22 protein-coding genes are annotated in these 21579 nt (G+C 65.2%); 15 read left to right on the top strand and 7 right to left on the bottom strand.

Annotated elements, in window-relative coordinates; all coding sequences use genetic code 11:
• The first annotated feature begins 97 nt into the window (after positions 1-97).
• The 4 genes from ACS5PJ_RS05220 (at position 98) to ACS5PJ_RS05235 (ending at position 3316) form a co-directional block, all read left to right on the top strand.
• Positions 98-694 carry an RNA polymerase sigma factor gene (locus ACS5PJ_RS05220; RefSeq protein WP_439433851.1) on the top strand — a complete coding sequence of 199 codons (597 nt, stop codon included), beginning with the start codon at positions 98-100 and terminating at the stop codon, positions 692-694.
• The gene (locus ACS5PJ_RS05225; protein WP_439433852.1) at positions 657-1682 is read left to right on the top strand and encodes a CU044_5270 family protein; all 1026 of its coding nucleotides are present in this window, start codon (positions 657-659) and stop codon (positions 1680-1682) included. Before ACS5PJ_RS05220 ends, ACS5PJ_RS05225 begins: the two co-directional genes overlap by 38 nt.
• A 915-nt stretch (positions 1683-2597) precedes the next feature.
• On the top strand, positions 2598-2912 hold the full coding sequence (locus tag ACS5PJ_RS05230; RefSeq protein WP_439433853.1) for an ArsR/SmtB family transcription factor: 315 nt from the start codon (positions 2598-2600) through the stop codon (positions 2910-2912).
• Positions 2909-3316, top strand: a complete 408-nt coding sequence (locus ACS5PJ_RS05235) for an SRPBCC family protein (RefSeq protein ID WP_439433854.1) — start codon at positions 2909-2911, stop codon at positions 3314-3316. Before ACS5PJ_RS05230 ends, ACS5PJ_RS05235 begins: the two co-directional genes overlap by 4 nt.
• A gap of 70 nt (positions 3317-3386) precedes the next feature.
• Here the strand turns inward: ACS5PJ_RS05235 and ACS5PJ_RS05240 are convergent, their stop codons facing one another.
• On the bottom strand, positions 3387-4253 hold the full coding sequence (locus ACS5PJ_RS05240; RefSeq protein ID WP_439433855.1) for a hypothetical protein: 867 nt from the start codon (positions 4251-4253) through the stop codon (positions 3387-3389).
• Positions 4237-6021 (bottom strand): NAD(P)/FAD-dependent oxidoreductase, encoded by a 1785-nt coding sequence (locus tag ACS5PJ_RS05245; protein WP_439433856.1) that lies wholly within the window; start codon positions 6019-6021, stop codon positions 4237-4239. The genes ACS5PJ_RS05240 and ACS5PJ_RS05245 overlap by 17 nt, the downstream gene beginning before the upstream one ends.
• Positions 6022-6171: 150 nt before the next feature.
• Between ACS5PJ_RS05245 and ACS5PJ_RS05250 the strand changes: the two genes are divergently transcribed.
• Positions 6172-6534, top strand: a complete 363-nt coding sequence (locus ACS5PJ_RS05250; RefSeq protein WP_439433857.1) for a UBP-type zinc finger domain-containing protein — start codon at positions 6172-6174, stop codon at positions 6532-6534.
• A 37-nt stretch (positions 6535-6571) separates the two neighbouring features.
• Here ACS5PJ_RS05250 and ACS5PJ_RS05255 read toward each other — a convergent pair whose 3' ends face one another.
• A complete protein-coding gene (locus ACS5PJ_RS05255) occupies positions 6572-8446 on the bottom strand; it encodes a Na+/H+ antiporter (RefSeq protein WP_439433858.1) in 1875 nt (624 codons plus the stop codon).
• Between the two features lie 207 nt (positions 8447-8653).
• Between ACS5PJ_RS05255 and ACS5PJ_RS05260 the strand changes: the two genes are divergently transcribed.
• A complete protein-coding gene (locus ACS5PJ_RS05260) occupies positions 8654-9295 on the top strand; it encodes an NADPH-dependent F420 reductase (protein WP_439433859.1) in 642 nt (213 codons plus the stop codon).
• Positions 9296-9937, top strand: coding sequence for an alpha/beta hydrolase (locus ACS5PJ_RS05265; protein WP_439433860.1), 642 nt, complete (start codon positions 9296-9298; stop codon positions 9935-9937).
• On the opposite strand, the gene ACS5PJ_RS05270 is transcribed toward ACS5PJ_RS05265, so the two are convergent.
• Positions 9923-11158 (bottom strand): NYN domain-containing protein, encoded by a 1236-nt coding sequence (locus tag ACS5PJ_RS05270; protein ID WP_439433861.1) that lies wholly within the window; start codon positions 11156-11158, stop codon positions 9923-9925. The two genes, ACS5PJ_RS05265 and ACS5PJ_RS05270, sit on opposite strands and share 15 nt — an antisense overlap.
• 9 nt (positions 11159-11167) lie before the next feature.
• Positions 11168-11491, bottom strand: coding sequence for a hypothetical protein (locus tag ACS5PJ_RS05275; RefSeq protein WP_439433862.1), 324 nt, complete (start codon positions 11489-11491; stop codon positions 11168-11170).
• Between the two features lie 161 nt (positions 11492-11652).
• Between ACS5PJ_RS05275 and ACS5PJ_RS05280 the strand changes: the two genes are divergently transcribed.
• Together ACS5PJ_RS05280 and ACS5PJ_RS05285 are read left to right on the top strand one after the other, a co-directional pair.
• A complete protein-coding gene (locus ACS5PJ_RS05280) occupies positions 11653-12444 on the top strand; it encodes a GOLPH3/VPS74 family protein (RefSeq protein ID WP_439433863.1) in 792 nt (263 codons plus the stop codon).
• 102 nt (positions 12445-12546) lie between these two features.
• Entirely contained in the window at positions 12547-12918 is a 372-nt protein-coding gene (locus ACS5PJ_RS05285) for a VOC family protein (RefSeq protein WP_439433864.1), read from the top strand.
• A 3-nt stretch (positions 12919-12921) separates the two neighbouring features.
• Here the strand turns inward: ACS5PJ_RS05285 and ACS5PJ_RS05290 are convergent, their stop codons facing one another.
• The gene (locus ACS5PJ_RS05290) at positions 12922-13542 is read right to left on the bottom strand and encodes a TetR/AcrR family transcriptional regulator (protein WP_439433865.1); all 621 of its coding nucleotides are present in this window, start codon (positions 13540-13542) and stop codon (positions 12922-12924) included.
• An 83-nt stretch (positions 13543-13625) separates the two neighbouring features.
• Here ACS5PJ_RS05290 and ACS5PJ_RS05295 point away from each other — a divergent pair, with 83 nt between their 5' ends.
• Complete coding sequence (locus ACS5PJ_RS05295; protein WP_439433866.1) at positions 13626-14405, top strand: SDR family NAD(P)-dependent oxidoreductase; 780 nt, start codon at positions 13626-13628, stop codon at positions 14403-14405.
• 86 nt (positions 14406-14491) lie between these two features.
• Here the strand turns inward: ACS5PJ_RS05295 and ACS5PJ_RS05300 are convergent, their stop codons facing one another.
• On the bottom strand, positions 14492-15088 hold the full coding sequence (locus ACS5PJ_RS05300; RefSeq protein WP_439433867.1) for a hypothetical protein: 597 nt from the start codon (positions 15086-15088) through the stop codon (positions 14492-14494).
• A 544-nt stretch (positions 15089-15632) separates the two neighbouring features.
• Here ACS5PJ_RS05300 and ACS5PJ_RS05305 point away from each other — a divergent pair.
• The 5 genes from ACS5PJ_RS05305 to ACS5PJ_RS05325 all read left to right on the top strand — a co-directional run bounded on the left by ACS5PJ_RS05305 (position 15633) and on the right by ACS5PJ_RS05325 (position 21567).
• On the top strand, positions 15633-16655 hold the full coding sequence (locus ACS5PJ_RS05305) for a LacI family DNA-binding transcriptional regulator (RefSeq protein ID WP_439433868.1): 1023 nt from the start codon (positions 15633-15635) through the stop codon (positions 16653-16655).
• A 140-nt stretch (positions 16656-16795) separates the two neighbouring features.
• Positions 16796-18091, top strand: coding sequence for a sugar ABC transporter substrate-binding protein (locus ACS5PJ_RS05310; protein WP_439433869.1), 1296 nt, complete (start codon positions 16796-16798; stop codon positions 18089-18091).
• Positions 18092-18169: 78 nt separating this feature from the next.
• Positions 18170-19135, top strand: coding sequence for a carbohydrate ABC transporter permease (locus ACS5PJ_RS05315; protein ID WP_439433870.1), 966 nt, complete (start codon positions 18170-18172; stop codon positions 19133-19135).
• Between the two features lie 46 nt (positions 19136-19181).
• Positions 19182-20024 (top strand): carbohydrate ABC transporter permease, encoded by an 843-nt coding sequence (locus ACS5PJ_RS05320; RefSeq protein WP_426228307.1) that lies wholly within the window; start codon positions 19182-19184, stop codon positions 20022-20024.
• A 46-nt stretch (positions 20025-20070) separates the two neighbouring features.
• Entirely contained in the window at positions 20071-21567 is a 1497-nt protein-coding gene (locus ACS5PJ_RS05325; RefSeq protein ID WP_439434117.1) for a glycoside hydrolase family 32 protein, read from the top strand.
• Positions 21568-21579 lie beyond the last annotated feature (12 nt).

Genomic DNA, 21579 nt, shown 5'->3' on the forward strand with positions numbered 1-21579 from the left:
CTCCTCGTGCCGCCGATAACGCTGGCGCGGGCGGAGCCTCGACTGACCCCAGCTAAGCTTCCGTGAACTCTTTTCTCTCATGGGGGCAATACATCTTGTGACGACTGACAGCGAACTAATACGTAGATCCCGCGATGATCCTCAGGCCTTCGCCTTGCTTTACGACAAGTATTGCCGTTCGGTGCATCGGTATGCCGCTACCAGGGCGGGTGAATCCGTTGCTGATGACGTTATGGCGCAAACCTTCCTGGTGGCATTCGAAAGCCGGGAGTCCTTCGACCATCAGTGGGAAGATGCGAGGCCCTGGCTTTTCGGCATCGCCACAAATCTGCTTCGCCGTCACCATCGCACCGAAGCCAGAAGACTCAAAGCATTCGCTAGGGCCGCCGGCCGGGACAGCTACGGTGACGGAACCGATCGAGTAGCAGAACGTCTGGACGCCGCGGCCGGCACCGCCATGCTTGCCGCGGCCATTCGGAAGCTTTCGCCCGCCGACAGGGAATGTCTCTTGCTCTACGCGTGGGCAGACCTCACGTATGAGGGTATTGCTCTGGCTACCGGCGTGCCGGTGGGAACCGTCAGATCACGCCTCAACAGGGCCCGGCGCACTCTTCGCGATGCCGCCGCCTTTAACCAATTCGATGATAAGGAGATTGATGATGAACGAGTTAACGCTCCTACAAGCAATGCGTGACAAGACCCCTGTCGCCACTGACGCCGCAGTAGAAGATGGGCGTCGCAAACTCCTCCACCACATCGACCCATCCGTGCCAATCGCCCGGCCCGCACATCGTTCGCGGACCGCCAGGAGGGTCGGCATAATCTCCCTGGCCACGGCAGCCCTTGTGGCCACCCTCGTGGCCGGCGACGTGCTCGGCCCCACGGGCTGGCGCGGCGCTGCAACAGCCCAAGCCGCGCAAGTGCTCAATGAGGCCGCTCAAACGACCATCAAAACGGCCGACCCGGTAGTAAACCCAGGCCAATACCTGAAGATTCAAAGCAGCAACCTCTGGGGCACCTTTTCCACAGACGAAGACGGCAAGCAGTACCAGTGGCTCGATACCGAGAACATGACCATGTACATCCCCGCCAACCGAAGCGACGAGTGGGTTTGGGAACGATCGGGCCGAATCCCAACAGTCTTTTTTGATGAAGCATCGAGAGAACACGAGCAGACTCTCCAATACGACGGTCCGAAGGAACACGTGCTTCGAGGACCAAATGGAGCCTTCTATGGTTCGGCACCTGATCAGTCCGGATTTCCTTCGCCCGAATATCTGGCTTCGTTCCCCAGAGACCCGTACCTGCTCTTGAACAACATCTTCAAAAAGACCATAGGCCACGGTCAATCCATCGATGGTGAGGCATTGGTTTTCATTGCCGATTTGCTCCGTGCAGGCGTCGTTCCCGCGGACCTCCGAGCCGCCCTCTATAAGGCCGCAGCACTTATCCCAGGAGTTACAGTCACCGACGAACAAGCCACCCTAAATGGACGCAAAGGCATCGCAATCGGCCGCGTGGAAGAAGTCTCACACACGAGGCAGGACATCATCATCGACCCCCAAACTGGTCTGCTCATCGGAGAACGCCAGGTTCTCACACAGGCACAAGGGATCATGCCAGCCGGAACGGCCATCACGCTGACGACAATCGAAACCTCAGTATCCGACACAGCGCCTTAGAACCGGGACCGGCTAACGCTCAAGCAGCCCCGACAGGGTGTCCTAAACCGGACACGCCGTCGGGGAACCGCCTCGGATAGGACCCGTTCTGGTCCATCGGGAAAGGCCAGAGTTTCGGCCAGGGCCGGCCCGTCAAGCTGCACCTGGCCAGTGACGTAAACGTACGGTTCGCCCTGGATCTGGATGGATGCGCTGCCTCCGGTGCCCGCAACCCTTCCCGCCAGGCTGGGTGCTTCCTCGGGAGTGGACCACGCAATCAGGATCGGCGCCCATTTCTTGCCGTAGCGCTCAGGCTGGTACGCATCGCGGTCTACTGTTGGCGTTTCGGAGGTGGCGCCGGCGTACACGAACTGCAGCCCGGGCGCAGTGGAAACCGCGGCCACGGCCTCCCGGATGAGCTGATCTGAACGGGGCGGCGCGTGGTCCGGCCGGACCACGTAATGGACCGGACGGCACGGGTCGTAGGCAACGAACGGCTGGGCCGGGTCCGGCGACTCCTGCAGGACGTAGGCACCTGATCCGCTGACGGTGGGCGGGAGGCCGAGAGGCGACGACGCAGATTCGAAACCCCGGGGAAGGGACTTCGGGGCCGGGCGGGTGGGGCAGGGCAGCCGAGAACACGAAGCGGTTGAAGAGGGTCGGCGTGAAATGCAGGCCCACCAACAGGGCGAGGCCCAGCACAGTGGCCGACCGCCCCTTCCATGTGCGCGCCCGGGCAGGCAGGCCTGTCGGGTCCTTCCTTTCAAAACCCGATACCACCAATGCCCCCCGTGCTGCCCAGCCATCCCCCTGATGGTCCGCTCAGCATAGTGGGCATTTGCACGCGAACGCACGACGGCGGAACGTGCCGGCGTCGTTCGTGCACTCTCACGCCGATGGTCGATATGTCGGAAATTTCCGACGTATACTGATTTGGTGCTTCCTGATGTGTTCGGCGCTGTCGCAAACCCCGCCCGGCGGATCATTCTCGACGAGCTGTGCAATGGGCCCCGGACGGCAGGGGAACTTACGGGGCTGTTGGATCTCAGCCGTTCCGCGGCGTCCGAACACCTGGCTGTGCTACGCGAAGCCGGGCTTGTCCGGGAAGAGCGGCATGGCCGAAACCGGCTGTACCATCTCCAGCCTGCAGGCCTCGCCGAGGTCAGCGGCTGGGTGAAGCACATTGAGCATTACTGGAACCGGCGCCTCGACGCGCTGGCAGAACTTCTGGACGAGGAGAAACCGTCATGACCGAAAACGCGATCCGGCTCGAGCGCCGCTTCCCGCACCCGACGCCCGCTGTGTGGGCCGCCCTGACTACGCCCGAACTGCTGGCGCGCTGGTGGGCGCCTGGAGATATTGCGCCGGTGGTGGGCCACCGCTTCACCTTGGACATGGGCGCCTGGGGCCAGCAGCAGTGCGAAGTCCTGGCCGTGGAACCGGGCAGTTCAATCACCTTCCTGTTCTCCGAGGGCAACCTGGACACCACCATTACGTGGCGGCTCGAGTCCGTCGAAGACGGGACCGTCCTCCACTTCGAGCATGCCGGCTTCCGTCTGGACACGCCAATGGGGCGGCAGGCCCTTGAAGGCATGGGCAACGGTTGGCCGGGCCTGCTGAACCGGATCGACGGGCTACTCGCCGAGGTGTCCTGACCCTTCCGGGCTGCCGACGCAGAACGGGTTTCCATCGGACCGGAGGATTAATCCCCTGCGGGTAGGCCGCTCACGTCATTCCGGTCCGGGCCGCCGGCGAGCGGGACAGTGCGAGTGCCCATGCGCCGGCCATTCCAATGGCGAGCAGTACGGTGACGAAGCCGATCGCCTGTGCGCTTGGCCAATTCAGGGCGCTGCCATACCGCAGCAGGGCAAGCGCCTGCAGAATGACGAAGGCCACGGAGGTCAGGGCCACAGGGCGGACGGTGCGGAGGTCGCGGCTGAACTGGCCCTGGGCGGCCGACCACCCCAGACCGACCAGCCACGCTCCCACCGCCCTCGCCGTGAGCTCGGACAGCTGCCACGGCCACCACGTCGCGGCTGGAACGGGTACTGCCAGGAGCGCCACTCCGTATAACAGCAGTACTCCGGCGATTCCCACCATGAGCAGCCGGAGTGCAGGGGGCAGCACTGGCCGTCCCGCCGTTACAGACTGGGGGCCAGGACGCCGCGACCGGATCTGCATCCAGCCGATGACCAGCATCGCCACGGGCACGATGGCGTAGATTGCCAGCCACGCCCAGGTGGCTATCTGGGCAGTGGGGGCAGTGTTTGGCGACAGATGGAAGCGATCGAGATGAAGCAGGGTGACTCCGAGGGTCAACGTCGTGAAGATGAACACCGGCCAGACCGCCAGCCTCGCTGAACCCCAGCTCGATGACCGGGCCCCCGTCACCTCCAAACCGGCAGCCGACCAATATGCCGCCCCGAGGAAGACCGCCGTCATGGGCGGATTGACTGTCCACGCGAAGAATTCATCAGTCCGGAGCGGAAACACGAACAGCACCAGCCCGGCAAGAAACACGAGGAATGCAGCGACGTAGAGCAGCCACCGCATCGGCGGAATCAACGGTGTGACCTCAGCTAAAGGGGACATCACTGGGCGACTCTTCGGGTGCGGCTGCCTGACCAGGGGCAGGGGCAGGGGCAGCGGCAGGGGGCGAGGCAGGCAGGGGGTTCTCCGCCAGGTAGGTGTGCAGCATCGAGACCACGGTGGCGCCGTCCCCCACGGCGGTAGCCACCCGTTTGATCGAACCGGCCCGCACGTCGCCGATCGCGAAAACGCCGGGCACGCTGGTCTCCAGGGCCAATGGCGGCCTGTCCGGCCCAAAAGACCCGGCCTTCTGGACATCACGGCTGACGCCCGTGCGCAGGAAACCGGCTGGGTCACGCTCTACGGTGTCGGGCAGCCAGGAGGCCCGCGGCATCGAACCGATCAGCACGAACAAGCCGACCGCTTCGATCTCATCGCTCGGGGTTGCATCAGTGGCTCCCGATGGGGCGAGCCTGACGGCGGCCAGGAACCCGTCCTGATCGCGGGCCCCCACAACCATGGTGCTATAGCGGATGGCTACGTTCCGGGTGGCCTCAAGTTGGGAGATGAGGTACTCCGACATGCTGGCCGCCAGAGTGGGTCCGCGCACCAGCAGCGTCACGTCCTTTGCGAATTTCGCAAGGTGCAGAACCGCCTGTCCGGCCGAGTTGCCGCCACCCACAACACAGACGTGTTTTCCGGCCATCGACGGCGCTTCGGAGACCGTGGCCCCGTAGAAGACGCCTCTGCCGACCAGATTCTCCAGCTGGGGTATGCCCAGGCGGCGGTAGTCCACCCCGGTGGCCACCACGACGGTGCGGCACTTCACCACGTTGCCATCGGAAATGGCCACGGTGTGCAGTACTCCGTCGGCGCCGAGCCCCTCCACCTTCCGCAAAAACAGGAAGTCCGTGCCCAAAGTCCAGGCCTGGTGGAATGAGCGGTAGGCCAGGTGGGCGCCGCTCACACCCCGGGAGAAGCCGGGGTAGTTGCGGATCAACGAGCTGGTGCCGGCCTGGCCTCCCACAGCCTCTCCCTCCACCACCATGGTGGAGAGGCCCTCGGAGGAGGCGTACACGGCGGTCGCGAGACCGGAGGGACCGGCGCCCACCACCACCACATCGAAGATCTTGTCTGCCGGTGGCGGCCGCGTGACACCCATCGCTTCGGCAATCTCCAGGTCGGTGGGGTTCTGGAGGACAACCGGTGCGGCGGTGAACTGCAGCACCATGACCGGTAGCACCGGGTCGCGGAGGCCCAGGCTCTCCAGCGTCCGTTCCGCGGTCTCGGTCCCCACAGCGTGGAAGCCCACCGGGATGTGGTTCCGGTTCAGGTTGTCACGCAACATATGGGTCCGTTCGTCGCCCACCTCCCCGATCAGCCGGACCGCCTCGAATCCGACCCCTTGGGCCAGGTGCCAGTCGTCGAGGGCGTCGGTAATCGCACCATGGAATTCTTCGTCGCGCGTTTTTTCGGGACGTATGATCAACAACTCGGCGTGGCCCTGCGCGATCGCGCGGAAGATGGTGGGGGCGCTGGCGAAGTCACCCCATGTCACCACAACAGCACGCTTGGCGGCCGGGTGAAAGCCATAGGCGCGCCGGAGGAAATCGAGGCCACCGCGGTCAGCCGGTCCGTAGCACCCGAGGATGAGCGCGACCGGGCGATCCCAGCGCCGGAGCCCCTCAAGTGCTGCCCGTCCGTGGGCGTAGCCGGCGCAGGCCACCACCTCGTAGTCGGCCCCGTAGCGTCGGCGTAACTCATCTTCGAGAATCCGCCGGGAATCCGGGTCTGTGGTGGCAATCAGCAAGATCGGAACCGAGTCATCCATGGCCGCCGTCTTTCCGGTTCAATGGTTCGGTGGCGATCACGATACTCGCGCTGGGACAGTGGGGACAAGGGCTGTTTGTCGCCTCCGTCCTGACATTCCAAGGACGCGGAGATTCTGCCAGAATTGCTCCCTACGGAACAGGAGGAGCCCATGGAAGATCGCCCTATTCCGGGAATCAGCCTCGCCGCCACGCCCAGTGGAACAGGGTGTCTGGAGTGCCTTAGCGGTGACGGCCCGGGATGGTGGCTGCATCTTCGCCGCTGCGCCCAATGCGGCCACATCGGATGCTGCGATTCATCACCCTCACAGCATGCCAGTGCCCACGCACGTACCGAAGGTCACCCCGTCATGAGGTCCTTTGAACCTGGGGAGGACTGGTTCTACGAACAGACCACGAAGAAGTTCTTCCGCGGCCCGAGGCTTCCGGATCCTCAGTCCAGGCCGCCGGAGCAACCTTCACCTGCACCGGCAGAGAAGGTACCCGCAGACTGGCGGGAGCGCATACACCGGTAACTGCGGATCCAGAACCCACCCGCCGACGCCGGGAGAGTCACCCCAGCAGGTCGTCCTGGTAGCACCAGCGCCAGTCCTCGCCGGGTTCGATGCTGCGCATCACCGGGTGCCGGGTGATCCCGAAGTGCTTGGACGCGTGGGTGCCGGGGGAGGAATCACAGCACCCCACCTTCCCGCAGCCCAGGCACATCCGCAGGTGGACCGGCGTCGTGCCTTCCCTCAGGCAGTCGTCGCAGTACGCGTCGCGTGGCACCTCCCGGGACCGGGCTGACTCGAGGTGGGCGCACACCCCGCCGGGCCTCGCGATCCCCTCCCCGCCGCCCTCGCCGGACGTGTCCACCTCGTCCAGCGACAGGTCCAGCATGGATTCCTCAATATCCAGCCGGTCGAGCACTTCGCTGAGGACCTCCTGCGCATATTCGCCGCCGCTCCGCAGTTCCAGCACCTTGGCCCGCTCCGCCTCCAGCATGGCGAGCCGCAGCCGGGCGTACCGCTGGCTGGGCGTCGCGGCCTCCGCAGTGGGCCGGCCGAGCCGCTCCCAGGCCGCCAATCCGCGCTCCTGGGTGCGCCGTTTCAGCATGGCCACCACCTCCGGAGGATCGTCCTCGGTGCGCAGTTCCTGCAGGCGGGCCACGCCGGCCGCGGTGGCAAGCTGCATCAGTGAAGCCTGGTTCAGCGCGTCCTCGCGCGGATCCGGACCTTGGACCCGGAGGGCCCGGACCAGCGCCGGAAGCGTGAAACCCTGCAGCACCAGCGTGCCGCCCACCACTACCAGGGCAGCGAGGATCAGCACCGAACGGTGCTCCAGGTCCTCGGGCAGCACCAGCACTGCTGCCAGGGTGACCACGCCGCGCATCCCGGCCCACGAAACCACCGCGGCGTACTGCCACGGCGGAGCCGGGTCGTGCCGCCGCACCGCCGGGATCAGCCGGGGCAGGTACGTCGCCGGGAACACCCAGACCGGCCGGAGCACCAGCACCGCAAGCAGGATGATGGCGCAGCCGGCCCAGATCCGGCCTGCCCCGAGGGAGTCATCCTGGACGCCGTCGATGATGGTCCGCACCTGCAGGCCGATCAGCAGGAACACCGTGTTTTCCAGCAGGAACTGCACGGTGTTCCAGTTGCTGCGCTGGCTGAGCCGGGCGGCGCCGTTGGGCATGGACGGCGCCTTCGTGCCCATCACCAGCCCGGTCACGACGACGGCGAGCACGCCGGACGCGTGGATCGCCTCCGCCGGAAGATACGCCACCAAGGGGGCCACCAGCGACGTCGAGGTATTGATCGGGACGTTCCTGATCCGCTTGCGAAGCTCGGTCAGCATGTAGGCGGCGGCCAGGCCCACCACCACCCCGCCGCCGGCTGCGAGCAGGAATCCACCGGCGATCTCCGCGGCTGACACCGCCCCCGCGATGGCGGCGATCGCGGCCCGGAGGCAGATCAGTGCGGTGGCGTCGTTGACCAGGGACTCGCCCTCGAGGATGGTGACGATCCTGCGCGGCATCCCCACCTTCCGGGCGATCGCGGTTGCGGCCACGGCGTCCGGCGGCGCCACGACGGCACCGAGCGCGATGGCTGCCGCCAGCGGAATTTCAGGAAACAGCCACCAAACCACCAGGCCCACGGTGACGGTGCCGAAGATGACATAGCCCACCGACAGCAACCCGATGGCCCGGCGGTTTGAACCGAAATCGAAGAGTGACGTCCGCAGCGCCGCGGCATACAGCAGCGGCGGCAACAAGCCCACGAGGACCAGTTCCGGGTTCAGCTCGATGCGCGGAACGAAAGGCAGGAAGGAAGCTGCGACGCCGGCCAGTACCAGCAGCAGCGGAACGGAAATGTTGAGCTTCCTGCCCACGGCGCTCCCGGCGCAGACCACCGCGACGAGAGCCAGAAGTCCCAGCGCGATGTCCATTGGGCCATTGTCTCAGTCAGGCGGAAACGGGAACCAGAGCAATTCCTCGGGCAGAGTTCCAGAGGACCGATGTGGAGGGGAAAGAAGACTATTGACACTTCAACCTTCGACGCCTATATTTAGTTGTAGCTTCAAGTAACCAACCAGCAGACAGAACAGAACCTGATGAAGAACCTCCTGGCACGCATATTCGGAAAGAAGAATCCCATGACGAACATCACCATCATCGGCAACGGCAACATGGCCCGAGGCATCGCCACCCGCGCACTCGCCGCCAACCAGAGCGTGGAGATCCTTGGCCAGGAGGCCGGCAAGGCCCAGGCCCTCGCCAGCGAGCTCGGCGCCGGAGTCACCTTCGGCACCACCGCCCAGGCCCCCAAAGGCGACATTGTGGTCCTGGCCGTCCCGTTCGATGCCGCGAAATCCCTGATAACCACCTACGGTGAGGCTTTGGCCGGCAAGACCATCGTGGATATCACCAACCCGGTCAACTTCGAAACCTTCGACTCATTGGTCGTGGCGCCGGGAACGTCCGCCGCGGAGGAGCTCGCCAAGCTCGCCCCCGCCAGCGCCCACGTGGTCAAGGCCTTCAACACCACCTTCGCAGGCCCCCTGGTGGCCGGCGAATCCGGCGGCCAGCCCCTGGATGTGTTCATCGCCGGTGACAACGCCGACTCCACCAATGCCGTTGGCAGCTTCGCCAGCGCCGCAGGCATGCGGCCCCTGGTGGTGGGACCGCTCAAGCGGGCCCGGGAACTCGAAGGCTTCCAGTTCGTCCTGATGACAATGCAGGCCAACCCCGAGTTCGCCGATTTCAACTGGGACACCGGACTCCAGGTCACCAAGTAGATGGCAACCACCGACACCGGGCACGTCGTCGCCACCGCAGGATCCACCGATCCGGCCAAGCCACTGGTGGTTCTGCTGCACGGCCGCGGCTCCAACGAACGTGACATCATCGGCCTCGCCGACCACCTGCCGGAAGGCCCCGCCTACGCCGCGGTGCGGGCACCGATTGCCGAAGGCGGCGGCTACGCCTGGTTCGCCAACCGGGGAATCGGCCGCCCCACCGTGGAATCACTGGCCGAGACCATGGCCTGGTTCCGGACCTGGCTTGATGCTGCGGCTCCGGCCGGCCGGCCCGTGGTGCTGGTCGGGTTCAGCGGCGGGGCAGCCTTCGCGGGCGGCCTGCTGCTGGCGGACCCGTCACGCTTCGCGGGTGCCGCCATCCTGTACGGCACCCTGCCGTTCGACGCCGGCGTGCCGGTTACGCCTGCGCGTTTGGCGGGCGTTCCGGTCTTCGTTGCCCATGGCGAGCAGGACCGGGTGATCCCCGCGGACCTGCTGCAGCGCACCTGGGACTATCTGCACGGTGAATCCGGTGCAGCCGTCTCATCCCGCCGCGACCCGGGCGGGCATGGCATCACCGGCCAGACGCTGGCGGAGCTCGGCGGCTGGATTGCGGGACTTCCGTTGTTACGCGCCGAGTAGGCCGCCGCTGGCCCAGCGGCGCACCGCGAGCTTCTCGCCGGCGTCGAACTCCAGCAGAGCCACCCGGCAAAGTTCCTCAACGTTCGCGGTCCACGCCGCCGCCAGTTCCGCCGCCGTCGGCTCGTCATTGAGCGGAAAATTGACGTAGGCGAGGCCCTGAAGGACGAAGCTCACGGCGTTGCGGGAGACGGGCTGGCCGGCACTGACGCAGTCATCCCGCACCGTCCGGGAGAGTTCGGTGCGGTTGGCCGGATGCTCACGGAGCCTGGCTTCCATTGCCTGGAACATCTGCCGGAACTGCGCCGCGGAAAGCGCCGGTACGTCTGTCACCCGCGTGACCTGCTCCTCGATGCCGGGCTGCAGTTCGGCCGGGGAGGGAAGATCCTCGGCGGAGAACCTCTTCGCGTCCCAGACCCAGCCGCCCTGAGCCGGGGAGTACTCGATTTCCTGGCCGATCTGGGAGACCCAGGTGCCGAATTTTCCGTGGCCGCCCCAGTCTGTCTTCAGGGACGGGTCCGCTGTCAGTGCGCGGTGGGCCACCAGCGCGCCCACCACCGGCCCGGGAGCGGTACGGACGAACTCCAGGACCTCCCGTACCCCGGGCGAGGCCTTCTTGGCCTTGGTCTTGGCAACCGTGGGGGCATTCTGCTGTTTGTCGGAGGCCACCGCATGAACAGGCTCCACCGCTGTCCCGTTGAGGATGGCGACGAAGTCGTGGGATTCCACCACATGGTCAGCCATCTCGCGGTAGGCGAAGGCCACGGCGCCGGCTGCGATGACGGTGGTCATCCGGTCGGCGGCCCGGAAGCGCTGGATCAGGGAGGTGAAGTCGGCGTCGGCCGAGGCGATGAAGAACTCCTCGATGCCAACGTTGCCCGAGAGCGCATCCATGGCATCGAGCACCAGATTGATGTCCGTGCTGCTCTTTCCCCGCTGGGTCAGGGACGGGCAGTCAATCACCCGGAACCCGGCGCGGGTCCAGTACGTCCGGTACTTCGAGTAGACCACCGGGTTCAGGTAGCAGTTGCGGATCAGGAAGCGGCGGGCATCCTCGCCCGATCCCCCCGAGGACAACGCATCGGCCCAGTGCTTGGGGTCTTCGGCAAACCGTTTCGCTGCCATCGGGTCAAGAGCCTGCAGGCCGGTGAAGACATTGTCGAAGTCAACGAACATTGCGGCGCGGATGCCGGGCCTGCGGGAAGGTGGGACGGCCTCATTCATTCGTACAGCCTAGGTGCTGAGGTCCCAGTGGACTCGGATTGCCTCGGCAATGGGGCCGGTGGCGGCGTCCACCCGGAAAGCAACGGGCGCTGTCCCGGTCTCTTCGATGACCGCGTCACGGTACACGCGGCCGCAGGAGGGGCACAGGGTGTAGAGATCCTCATCCGCAGGCCATTCCGCCAGCCCTGAAGGGACCGCGGTGTTCTCGCCGATGTACACGGGGACGCCCTGTGAATTGGCCTGGATCAGCCCGTCCTTGCTGACGGTGTTGCCGCACACGCAGGTGATGGTGGTGACATCATGATCCACCACTTCGGCGGTTTCAGTGTCCATGATGAACCTCCCGGCGCTGGACGAGACGTGCTGGTACCAGCTTATGCCTGCTGATCCCCGCGAGCGCCTGGCGGATTCCAAATAGCGTGGACGCGGACGGCTCCGTCAGTCCCTTGCAAATTCTCATTGTGATGGGTGCCCAACAGGGCCACCATGTTGATATGAACGCTGACATACCGAAGGCGGCGGAGCTGAACCTTCCCCAGGCCTTCCTCCTTCTGGCAACGAATGACAAAGACGGCAAACCTGAAGTGCCGGTGTTCGCACTCAGGACCACCTTGGCAGGGGCGATACTCGCCGAGCTGGACCTCATCGGTGCAATAGAGCTGCAGGGAAAGCGCGTCAGGGCTACCGGCGACGCCCCGCAAACGGACCTCCAGCACGAGCTGGAGCTCATCCGCGGCAAATCCAGGCCCCACACGCCCAAGCGTTGGGTCTCCATGCTGGAGGGCCGGGCCGAAGTGCAGCGCTTCTACGAGGGGATGGCGGCGCAGGGCATCATTGAACATGTCGGCGAAAAGCGCCTGGGCCGGTTCCGGGCCGTGCGGTACCCGGAGAAGGACCACGCTCCTGAAGCCGCGCTCCTGGAAAAAATCCAGGCCGCACTCAGCGGTCCGGCGTCCCATCTCGTGGCCCCTGATTCCGGGACGGCCGATTCTCCGGCCGCTGACGCCGGTGCGCCTGACTCTGGTGAACCCGGTGCTGGGGCGGCTGATGCGGGAGCGCCCGATGCGGGAGCCGCTGAGGCAGCGAAGCCGGCTGCCAAGGCACCCGACGCCAGGACCAAGGCGCTGATCGCCCTCCTTCAGGCGGCCGGGCTGCTCGGCAAGCTCTTCCCGGCAGCAGACCGGGTCCGGGCAAGCCAGCTGGCGAAGGAATACTGGCCAACCCGTGCGGTGGAGGACGAACTTCGGCTGATCAGGCTGGCGCAGGAAGAAGCCGCAAACCTCTGATAGAGGCTGCAGGAGCACTGCGCTGGCAGCAGGGCGGGGGAGTCATCGGTCTGCAGCCACGTAACATCGGACGCATCCGTCCCTTTGAGAGTGGAGTAAGCAATGGAGCTCGGCGCTTTTTCGATCAGCCTCACAGTCAAGGACATCGCGGCGTCCGCTGCGTTCTACGAGAAGCTGGGCTTCAGCAGTTTCGGCGGCGACATCACGCAGAACTGGCTGATCCTGAAGAACGGCGAGACGGTCATCGGCCTGTTCCAGGGGATGTTTGAGCAGAACATGCTCACGTTCAATCCGGGCTGGAACCAGAACGCGGAAGCCGTGGAGTCGTTCACCGATGTTCGCGAACTCCAGCGGGATCTCAAAGCCAAGGGCGTGGAGTTCCTCTCCGAGGCGGACGAGGGAACCTCCGGGCCGGCGAGCTTCATGCTCGCGGACCCCGACGGCAACCCGGTGCTGTTCGACCAGCACGTCTGAGGACTAAGCCTCAGGCACCCGGAGCACCCTGACGGCTGCCTCCAGGTAAGGCGCCGGATCGGGATCAGTTCCGGCGGCCCACTGCATCCACGCCTCAAAGGTTGCCCCGAGGTACGCGGCACAGAGATACCCGGCCGCATCTTCCCGGACCCCCGCCGCAACCAGGTAGGTCCGGGCCACCTCGCGCTGCGGTGCAAGGGACGCGTAGCTCTGGCTGCCCAGTTCGGGGTGTTCGGCGATCAGGCGGAGCCGGCCGCGGGTCACCGCGAGATCGGGCAGAACCGCAACCCCGGCGACAGCTGCCTCGCGCAATCCCGCCAGGATGCTGCCGTCGGCCAGGATGCCGCCGTCGTCCGCTGACGCGAGTGCTGATTCCAGAATCCGGCCGGACGCCTCGACCACGGGTTCCATCCCGCCCCAAATGAGTTCCGCCTTGCTGGAGAAGTACCGGTACAGGCTCTTGCGGCCAACGCCGGCCTCGCGGGCGATGTCCTCCATGGAGGTCTGCTCGTAACCGCGCTCGGCAAAAAGCCGCAGGGCGATGGCGGCCACGGCATCGGGATCGATGGTCGCCGGGCGGCCCGTGGGGCGCGGAACTGAGGTCTTCGCAGCATCCGAAGGCATCGCATCAGTATTCACCCTTACATAATGACACAGGGTGTCATAAAGTAGTTGGCATCAGCTCCAACAACGTTCGGGAGGACACCATGGGCACCGAAGCCACCTGGCAAGAAGCCATCACCAGCGGCCGCTTTTCCGGCAGGACGGTCATCGTCACCGGCGCGGGGTCGGGCATCGGTCAGGCCACAGCCCTGCGGATCGCCAAGGAGGGCGGGCGCGTCATCGCCGCCGATATCAGCAAGGAACGCCTGGACGATCTGATGACCGCGAACGCCGGACTGGACCTGGTCCCCGTGGCCGGCGACATCTCCACCGAGGAGACGGTGGCCGCCGTCGTGGCTGCCGCGGGCGGAAGGGTTGATGCCCTGGCCAACGTTGCCGGCATCATGGACAGTTTCGCGCCCGTCCATGAAGTGGACGACGACACCTGGGACCGCGTCTTCCGGATCAACGTCACTGCGCTAATGCGCCTCACCCGCGCCGTGGTGCCGCTGATGCTCGAGGCCGGGACCGGCTCCGTGGTCAACGTGTCCTCCGAGGCGGGCCTGCGCGGTTCGGCCGCCGGCGCCGCCTATACCGCCTCCAAGCACGCCGTTATCGGCCTGACCAAGAACTCGGCCGTGATGTACGGGCCCAAGGGACTGCGTTTCAACGCCGTTGCACCCGGCGCCACCATTACCAATATCGTTGCGAACTGGGGATCGCAGCTGGCGGCCGAACGCCTGGGGCCGCTGATGCAGGTCAACATCCCCACGCCCGCCACCTCGGCACAGCTCGCTGCCTCGATCACCTTCCTGCTCAGCGACGACGGCACCAACCTCAACGGCGCGGTCCTGGCGTCCGACGGCGGCTGGTCGGCACTGTAGGAGAGCGGCACTGTAGGGGAGCGGCACTATAGGGGAGCGGCAGAGTAGGGGAGCGGCACTTAACAACAGCGGGCAAGCCCCGGGGATTACCCGCGAGCAGATTTACCCGCTTCGTCGACGAGCTGCTGCGCGACCTGCTCCATGAGGGCGAGCGCGTCTGCGTCGGACACCCCAAGTTCCCTGTTGGAGCCCATGTCAATGGAGAGGGTCCCGGCGAGGACGCGAAGCCCGAGCCTGATGTCGTTCCCCTGCCACGATGTCTTCATGGCGTAAGCCTTCTCTCCAATCTTGGGCGAGGGCAGCAGATGGACGGTAAAGACCTCGGGGCCACGAGTATCGGTAACTGTGGTGTCGAAAGTCGCGCAGCGGGACAGGAGCTCGTCGGTGTAGTCGAAGTCAGCTTTGGCGAGGACGTCCCTCGGGGCGCTGCGCAGGTCGAGCAGGATCAACCCCGGGCCCGGCCAGCCACCAATCGGCACGAGGCCCAGGGCCAATCCCATCGTCAGGTCCAGCTGCGGTTCATGCTGCCAGGGCTCATGGAATACGGCGCATTCGCTTGGTTCAGCTGGGCGTGGGTACCACCCTGGTGGCGGTGAAGGCATCAGGGCGTACGATTTCCGGACCTGTTCGCTGTCTGCCATCGGGCGGCCGTGTTGCTGCAGTACGGCATTACCGATCGTCATGAGTTCCTGGTCTGTGAAGACCTTCGAAGGCATTCCGTCCGTTTCGGCGGGCGAAGAGCTGCTGCTCGGTGACGCTTGACTGGTTGTTAACGCTGGACTGGTGGCTGGTTCAGATGTGCATGCCGGCAGCACCAGCAGGATCCCGGCCGCGGCGGCTGCCACGACGGACCGGCGCAACGCACCAGGGCTTCGGCTGTCCGATAAGTAGCCCATGGCATCCACGCCTCCACGAATTCAACGGCCGCAGGGGTCGCGAAATCACTCCCCGTCAGGGCCTGGCGATTCCCACCATCCGTGAGTGACGCACTGGGGCAAGCGTCACTGATTTTGCGGCGATGGAGAAGGGCCGATGGTCCTGATCCCAGTGAAATGCCCAGAAGGGCCGGAGTGTACCGACCGGTAAAGATTTGCAGTGACGGCGCCATTCTTGCATCCGACGGCGGCTGGCCGGCGCAAAGATTAAGCGTCAGGGCTTGACAGTTGCAAAACGTTTTGGCTACTGTGATCAACACAACAAGCAAAACGTTTTGCAAAGGAACAGTCAATGGCGACAAAGATCGGCATCCGGGAAGTGGCCAAGGCCGCCGGAGTTTCAGTGACAACGGTTTCCCACGCCCTCAATGACGCCACAAGCGCCCGGGTCAACCAGCAGACCCAGCAGCATGTCCGGGCCGTGGCGAGGGAACTCGGCTACGCCCCCAACAGGCTTGCCAGCGGACTGCGCAACCAGCGGTCGCAGATCCTCGGCCTTGTCAGTGACGAAATCACCACCACCCCCTTTGCCGGCGCGATGATCCGCGGAGCCCAGGATGCCGCCTACGAACGCGGCTACGTGCTGATGGTGGTGAATTCCGGGCTGGACAGCGAGCTGGAAAAACGCGAAATCCGCATACTCCAGCAGCACCAGGTGGACGGCATTGTCTACGCCAAGATGTACCACCAGGGCGTGATGCTGCCGGAAGAACTGGACGGGCTGCCCACCGTCCTCCTCGACGCAGTCTCCACCGATGCGTCGGTCTCCTCGGTGGTGCCGGACGAGACCGCCGCTGCCGAGGCGGCAGTTGAAACCCTGATCAATGCCGGCCACACCCGGATCGGAATGATCAACAACGTGGACGACATCCCGGCAACCCATGGCCGGTTGGCGGGATTCCAGAACGCCCTCCGCCGGCACGGCCTGACGCCTGATCCGCGGCATATCACCGCCGGAGTGGCGGATACAGCGGGTGGACGGGAAACGGCGATGGATCTGCTGGCGCTCCGGGACCGGCCGTCGGGCCTGTTCTGTTTCAGCGACAGGGTGGCGATGGGCGTGTACCAGGCGGCCTCGGCCCTTGGGCTGCGCATCCCGGAAGACGTCTCGATTGTCGGAATGGACAACCTTGAGCTCATCGCCGACGCCCTGTGGCCCGGGCTCACCACTGTGGCCCTTCCGCACTACGAAATGGGGCGTTGGGCCGTGGTCCGGCTCCTCAACGATATCGAAGGCCCAGTCTCACCGGCGGTCCAGGAAAAACTCGACTGCCCGGTGGTCCACCGCGGTTCGGTTGGCCCGCCACCGCTCTAAGGCGGTTCCAGCCCTCAAACCCCAAACACGTCACGAACCCCGCCTCCGCCAGCAAGAAGGGACGCAGCCGTTGCACCGGCTACGCCCCTCACGGAAACGGGCTACTCATCCATGCACGAAATCAGCAGAAAGACTCAACCATGAACAAGCGATTCACCCGTATCCTGGCCACCAGCCTAGCCGCAGCCTCACTCCTCGGCACCCTGGGCGCCTGCAGCAAAGGAAGCGCCTCATCCTCCTCGGAGGGCGCCAACGAAATCACCATGTGGACCCACAATGCAGGCAATCCCGAGGAGCTGAAGGCCATCGAGGACGTTGTCGCCGCCTACAACAGCAGCAGCAGCGCGAAGGCAAAGGTCAAGGTCCAGGCCTTCCCCCAGGATTCCTACAACGACTCCGTGGTGTCCGCCGCATCCGCCGGGAACCTCCCGTGCATCGTGGACATCGACGGTCCCAACGTTCCCAACTGGGCCTGGGCGGAATACCTCACGCCGCTGAAACTGTCCGCAGACCTTGCCGGCAACCTCCCCAGCACTGTGGCCAAGTGGGACGGAAAGACCTATGCAGTGGGTTACTACGATGTCGCCCTGGCCATGATGGCCCGTGCCTCGGACCTCAAAGCAGCCGGGGTGCGCGTGGCCACCATCGAGAAGCCGTGGACCGCTGACGAGTTCCAGGACGCCCTCACCAAGCTCAAAGGCCTGGGCAAATGGGAGCACCCGCTGGACATGGGAACAGCCGGCACCGGTGAATGGCTGCCCTACGCCTACTCGCCGCTGCTGCAGTCCTTTGGCGGGGACCTCATCAACCGCGACGGATTCCAGTCAGCGGACGGCGTCCTGAACGGTGACAAGGCCGTTGAGTGGGCGGGCTGGTTCCGGGGCCTTGTGGACCAGGGCTTCATGGCCCAGAAGAGCGGCAAGGACTCCACCCAGGACTTCCTGAACAACAAGAGCGCCATCCTGTACACCGGGTCCTGGGCCGCGGACAAAGCCAAAACCGCCCTCGGCGAGGACCTGGTGGTCATGCCCACCGTGGACCTCGGCAACGGCCCGAAAATCGGCGGAGCGTCCTGGCAGTGGGGCGTAACCAGCGGCTGCGAGAACGCCGAGGCCGCCATGGACTACCTCTCCTACTCCCTGAAGCCGGAGAACCTCGCCGCCGTGGCCAAAGCCACCGGCACCATCCCCGCGACCAATGACGCCGCCGCACTTATCCCGGCCTTCGCCGAAGGCGGCGCCAACCGCATCTTCATGGAGTTCTCCCGCAACTACGCCGTGATGCGGCCGGAGACCCCCGCCTATCCGTTCATCGCCACCGAATTCGGCAAGGCAGCCCAGGACGTCCTGGCCGGAGCTGATCCCCAGGGTGCGCTGGACAAGGCCGCCAAGGCGATTGACGCCAACATCAAATCCAACGGCGGCTACAAGAAATAGCCAGCGATCAGAGGGTACGGACGACGGCGGGCACGCGCCGCCCTCGTCCGTACCCCAGGTCCTGTCAAGGAGACCCGCATGACACTCAGCCCACTCCCCACCCGTCCACCCCGGGCCGCTACCGAGCCGGCACAGGCCAGCGGCCCAACCCGCTCCCGCCGCACCCGCCCCGGTTTCCTCCGCGAGCAGATCAGCGGCTGGGGCATGATCGCCCCCGCGGCCGCTTTACTCCTGCTGTTTGTTTTCCTGCCCGCAATCATGGGCTTCGGCCTGGCCTTCACCAACGCCCGCCTGATTTCACCGCGGCCGGTGGAGTTTGTGGGGGCGGATAACTTTGCCCGGCTCTTCGCTGATCCCACGTTCTGGCGTGCTTTGCTCAACGTCACCTACTTTGCGGTGATCGTGGTGCCGGTGCAGTCCGCCCTTGCCCTGGCCATGGCCCTGCTCATCAACAAGAAGTTCCGCGGCGTGAACTTCTTCCGGACCATCTACTTCCTGCCGGTGGTCACCTCCATGGTGGTGGTGTCGCTCCTGTGGATGTTCATGTACCGCCGTGAAGGCCTGATCAACGAGCTGCTCTCCACGTTCAGCTTCGGCCTGATCCAGGGCGCCGACTGGCTCAACGACCCCGCCACGGCCATGCCGGCCATCATCGCACTGTCGATCTGGCAGGCAGCCGGCTTCCACATGATCATCTGGCTGGCCGGGCTTCAAAGCGTTCCGGGTGAGCTGTACGAGGCTGCACAGCTGGACGGCGCCAGCCACTGGCAGCAGTTCCGGTTCGTCACCTGGCCGGGCCTGAAGCACACCCGCAGCCTGGTCCTGGTGACCATCACCATCCAGGCGCTGGGACTCTTTGACCAGGTCAGCGTGATGACCCAGGGCGGTCCCCTGGATTCGACCACCACCATCATCTACGAGGCGGTGCGGTCCGGGTTCAAGCAGCAGGAAACCTCCTACGCCTCGGCCATCTCGCTCGTATTCTTCGTCCTCGTGCTGCTGGTTTCCGCAGTGCAGCGCTACCTGACCCGAGAGAAGGACTGACGTGAAACCGACCCTCATTTCCACGAACCTGACCAGCCTGGGGACCATGGCTGTGCGCGTACTGTTCGCCGCCGTCGCCGTTTTCCCCATCGTGTTCATGCTGGTGTCCTCGCTCAAGCCGGACCAGCAGATCTTCGGTGACATGTCCTCCGTGGCGGCCTTCCTGCCGATCGGGAACATCTCCTTCGATAACTACGCCGCAGTGTTCGACCGCGTCCCCGCCGCCCGCTTCCTGGTCAACTCCATCGGGGTCTCGGCGGTGACGGTGGTGCTGGGAATCTTCGTCAACAGCCTCTGCGCCTTCGCACTCTCCCGCATGGAGGTCCGCGGCAAGCGGATCGTCTTCAGCGCCATCCTCGCCACCCTGATTGTGCCGTTCCAGACCCTGGCGCTGCCGCTGGTGTGGTGGGTCAACCAGTTGCCCTACTTTGAGCTGGACGGCTTCAGCCTCGAGTTCTCCAAGGGCTGGCTGGACACCTACCAGGTCCAGATCATCCCGTTCATTGCCAATGCCTTCTCCATCTACCTGTACCACCAGTACTTTGAGTCCATTCCCAAGGAACTGGATGAGGCGGCCCGGATCGACGGCGCCGGGTGGTTCAAGATCTACCGGCAGGTGGTCATGCCCCTCGCCGGGCCGGCCACGGCCACCGTGGCCATCCTGACCTTCCTGCCCGCCTGGAACTCCTATCTCTGGCCGCTCATGGTGGTCCAGTCCGAGGAGCTGCGCCCCGTGATGATCGGCATCCAGTACTTCTTCCAGCTCAACGTCTCCTGGGGCGAAGTCATGGCCTACGCCTCACTCATCACCGTGCCCGTGGTGATCCTCTTCATCGCGTTCCAGAAGTCCTTCATCAACAGCATCGCCTCCAGCGGCGTCAAAGGCTGATGCCCTCATGACCTCAGCCCTCAGTTCGAAAGAAGCACACGCAGCCATGGCAGCAGCCCTCACCGTAGACTCCCGGTTCCGGCCGGAGTACCACTTCACCGCCGCCCGCAACTGGCTGAACGATCCCAACGGGCTGCTCTACTCCAACGGCGTCTACCACCTCTTCTACCAGCACAACCCCCACGGCGTGGACTGGGGCAACATGTCCTGGGGCCACGCCACCTCGGCGGACCTGGTGCACTGGGACGAGCAGCCGGTAGCCATCATGTGCGACGCGCAGGAAGCCATTTTTTCCGGTTCCGCCGTCGTTGATGTCCACAACACCAGCGGATTCGGAACCGGGGGCACCGCCCCGCTGGTTGCCATTTACACCAGCGCCTACTCCGCCGGGTCCCCTTTGGCGGGACGCCAGGCGCAGTCCCTCGCGTACAGCACCGACGACGGCGCCACGTGGCGGAAGTACGCCGGGAACCCCGTGCTTGACCGGGCCTCCGCCGAGTTCCGTGACCCGAAAGTCTTCTGGTACGACGGCGGCGTGGAGAGTTACTGGGTCATGGTGGCGGTCGAGGCGGTGGACCGGGAAGTCCTCCTCTACAAGTCCCACGACCTGAAGACCTGGGACTACCTGAGCACCTTCGGCCCGGCGAACGCCACCGGCGGCGTGTGGGAGTGCCCGGACCTCTTTGAACTGCCGGTCGACGGGGAACCCGGCACGTCCAAGTGGATGCTGGTGGTGAACCTGAACCCCGGCGGCATCGCCGGCGGTTCCGGCGGCCAGTACTTCCTCGGGGAGTTCGACGGCGTCCGGTTCCGTTCCGAAAGTACGGTCACGGAAGGGATGCAGGAGGACGGCAGCAGGATGGGGGAGTACGGCTGGCTCGATTGGGGCCGGGACTACTACGCCGCCGTCTCCTTCAGCAATGCTCCGGACGGGCGCAGGCTGATGATCGGCTGGATGAACAACTGGCAGTACGGTGCCTTGACACCCACCGGCGGCTGGCGGGGCGCCATGACCCTGGTGCGCGAAGTCACCCTTATCCGGCAGTCGGGGCAGGTGGTGCTGAAGCAGCAGCCGGTTGATCCCTTTGCGGTAACCGGTGACGTGGTGTGCTCGCTACCACTGCGGCAGCTTTCCGGTTGTTTCCCTATCCCTTTGGATGGTCCCGCAGAGGTGCTGCGGATTGATGCCGAGTTTGTGCCTGGCACGGCGGACGAGGTTGGCCTGGTGCTGCGCGAGGGCACCGGCGAGCGGACGGTCCTGGCCTACAACGTCGCCCAAGGGGTGCTTCGCCTGGACCGGGCAGCGTCCGGGGAGACCCGCTTCCACGAGGACTTTGCCTCCGTGGAGCGGGTCCCCGTGGAGCTGGAGAATGGCCGGTTGCGGCTTCAGGTTTTCCTGGACCGCTGTTCGGTGGAAGTCTTCGCCCAGGACGGGCTGGCCACCATCACGGACCAGATCTTCCCCAGCGAAACGAGCACGTCGCTGTCTGCCTTCGCCAACGGTGAGGGTGCCACCCTGGTGGGCCTCGCCGTCGTCCGTTAGCTGTCCAGGGCC

It is taken from the genome of Pseudarthrobacter cremeus, assembly GCF_051857465.1.
Classification (GTDB): Bacteria; Actinomycetota; Actinomycetes; order Actinomycetales; family Micrococcaceae; genus Arthrobacter.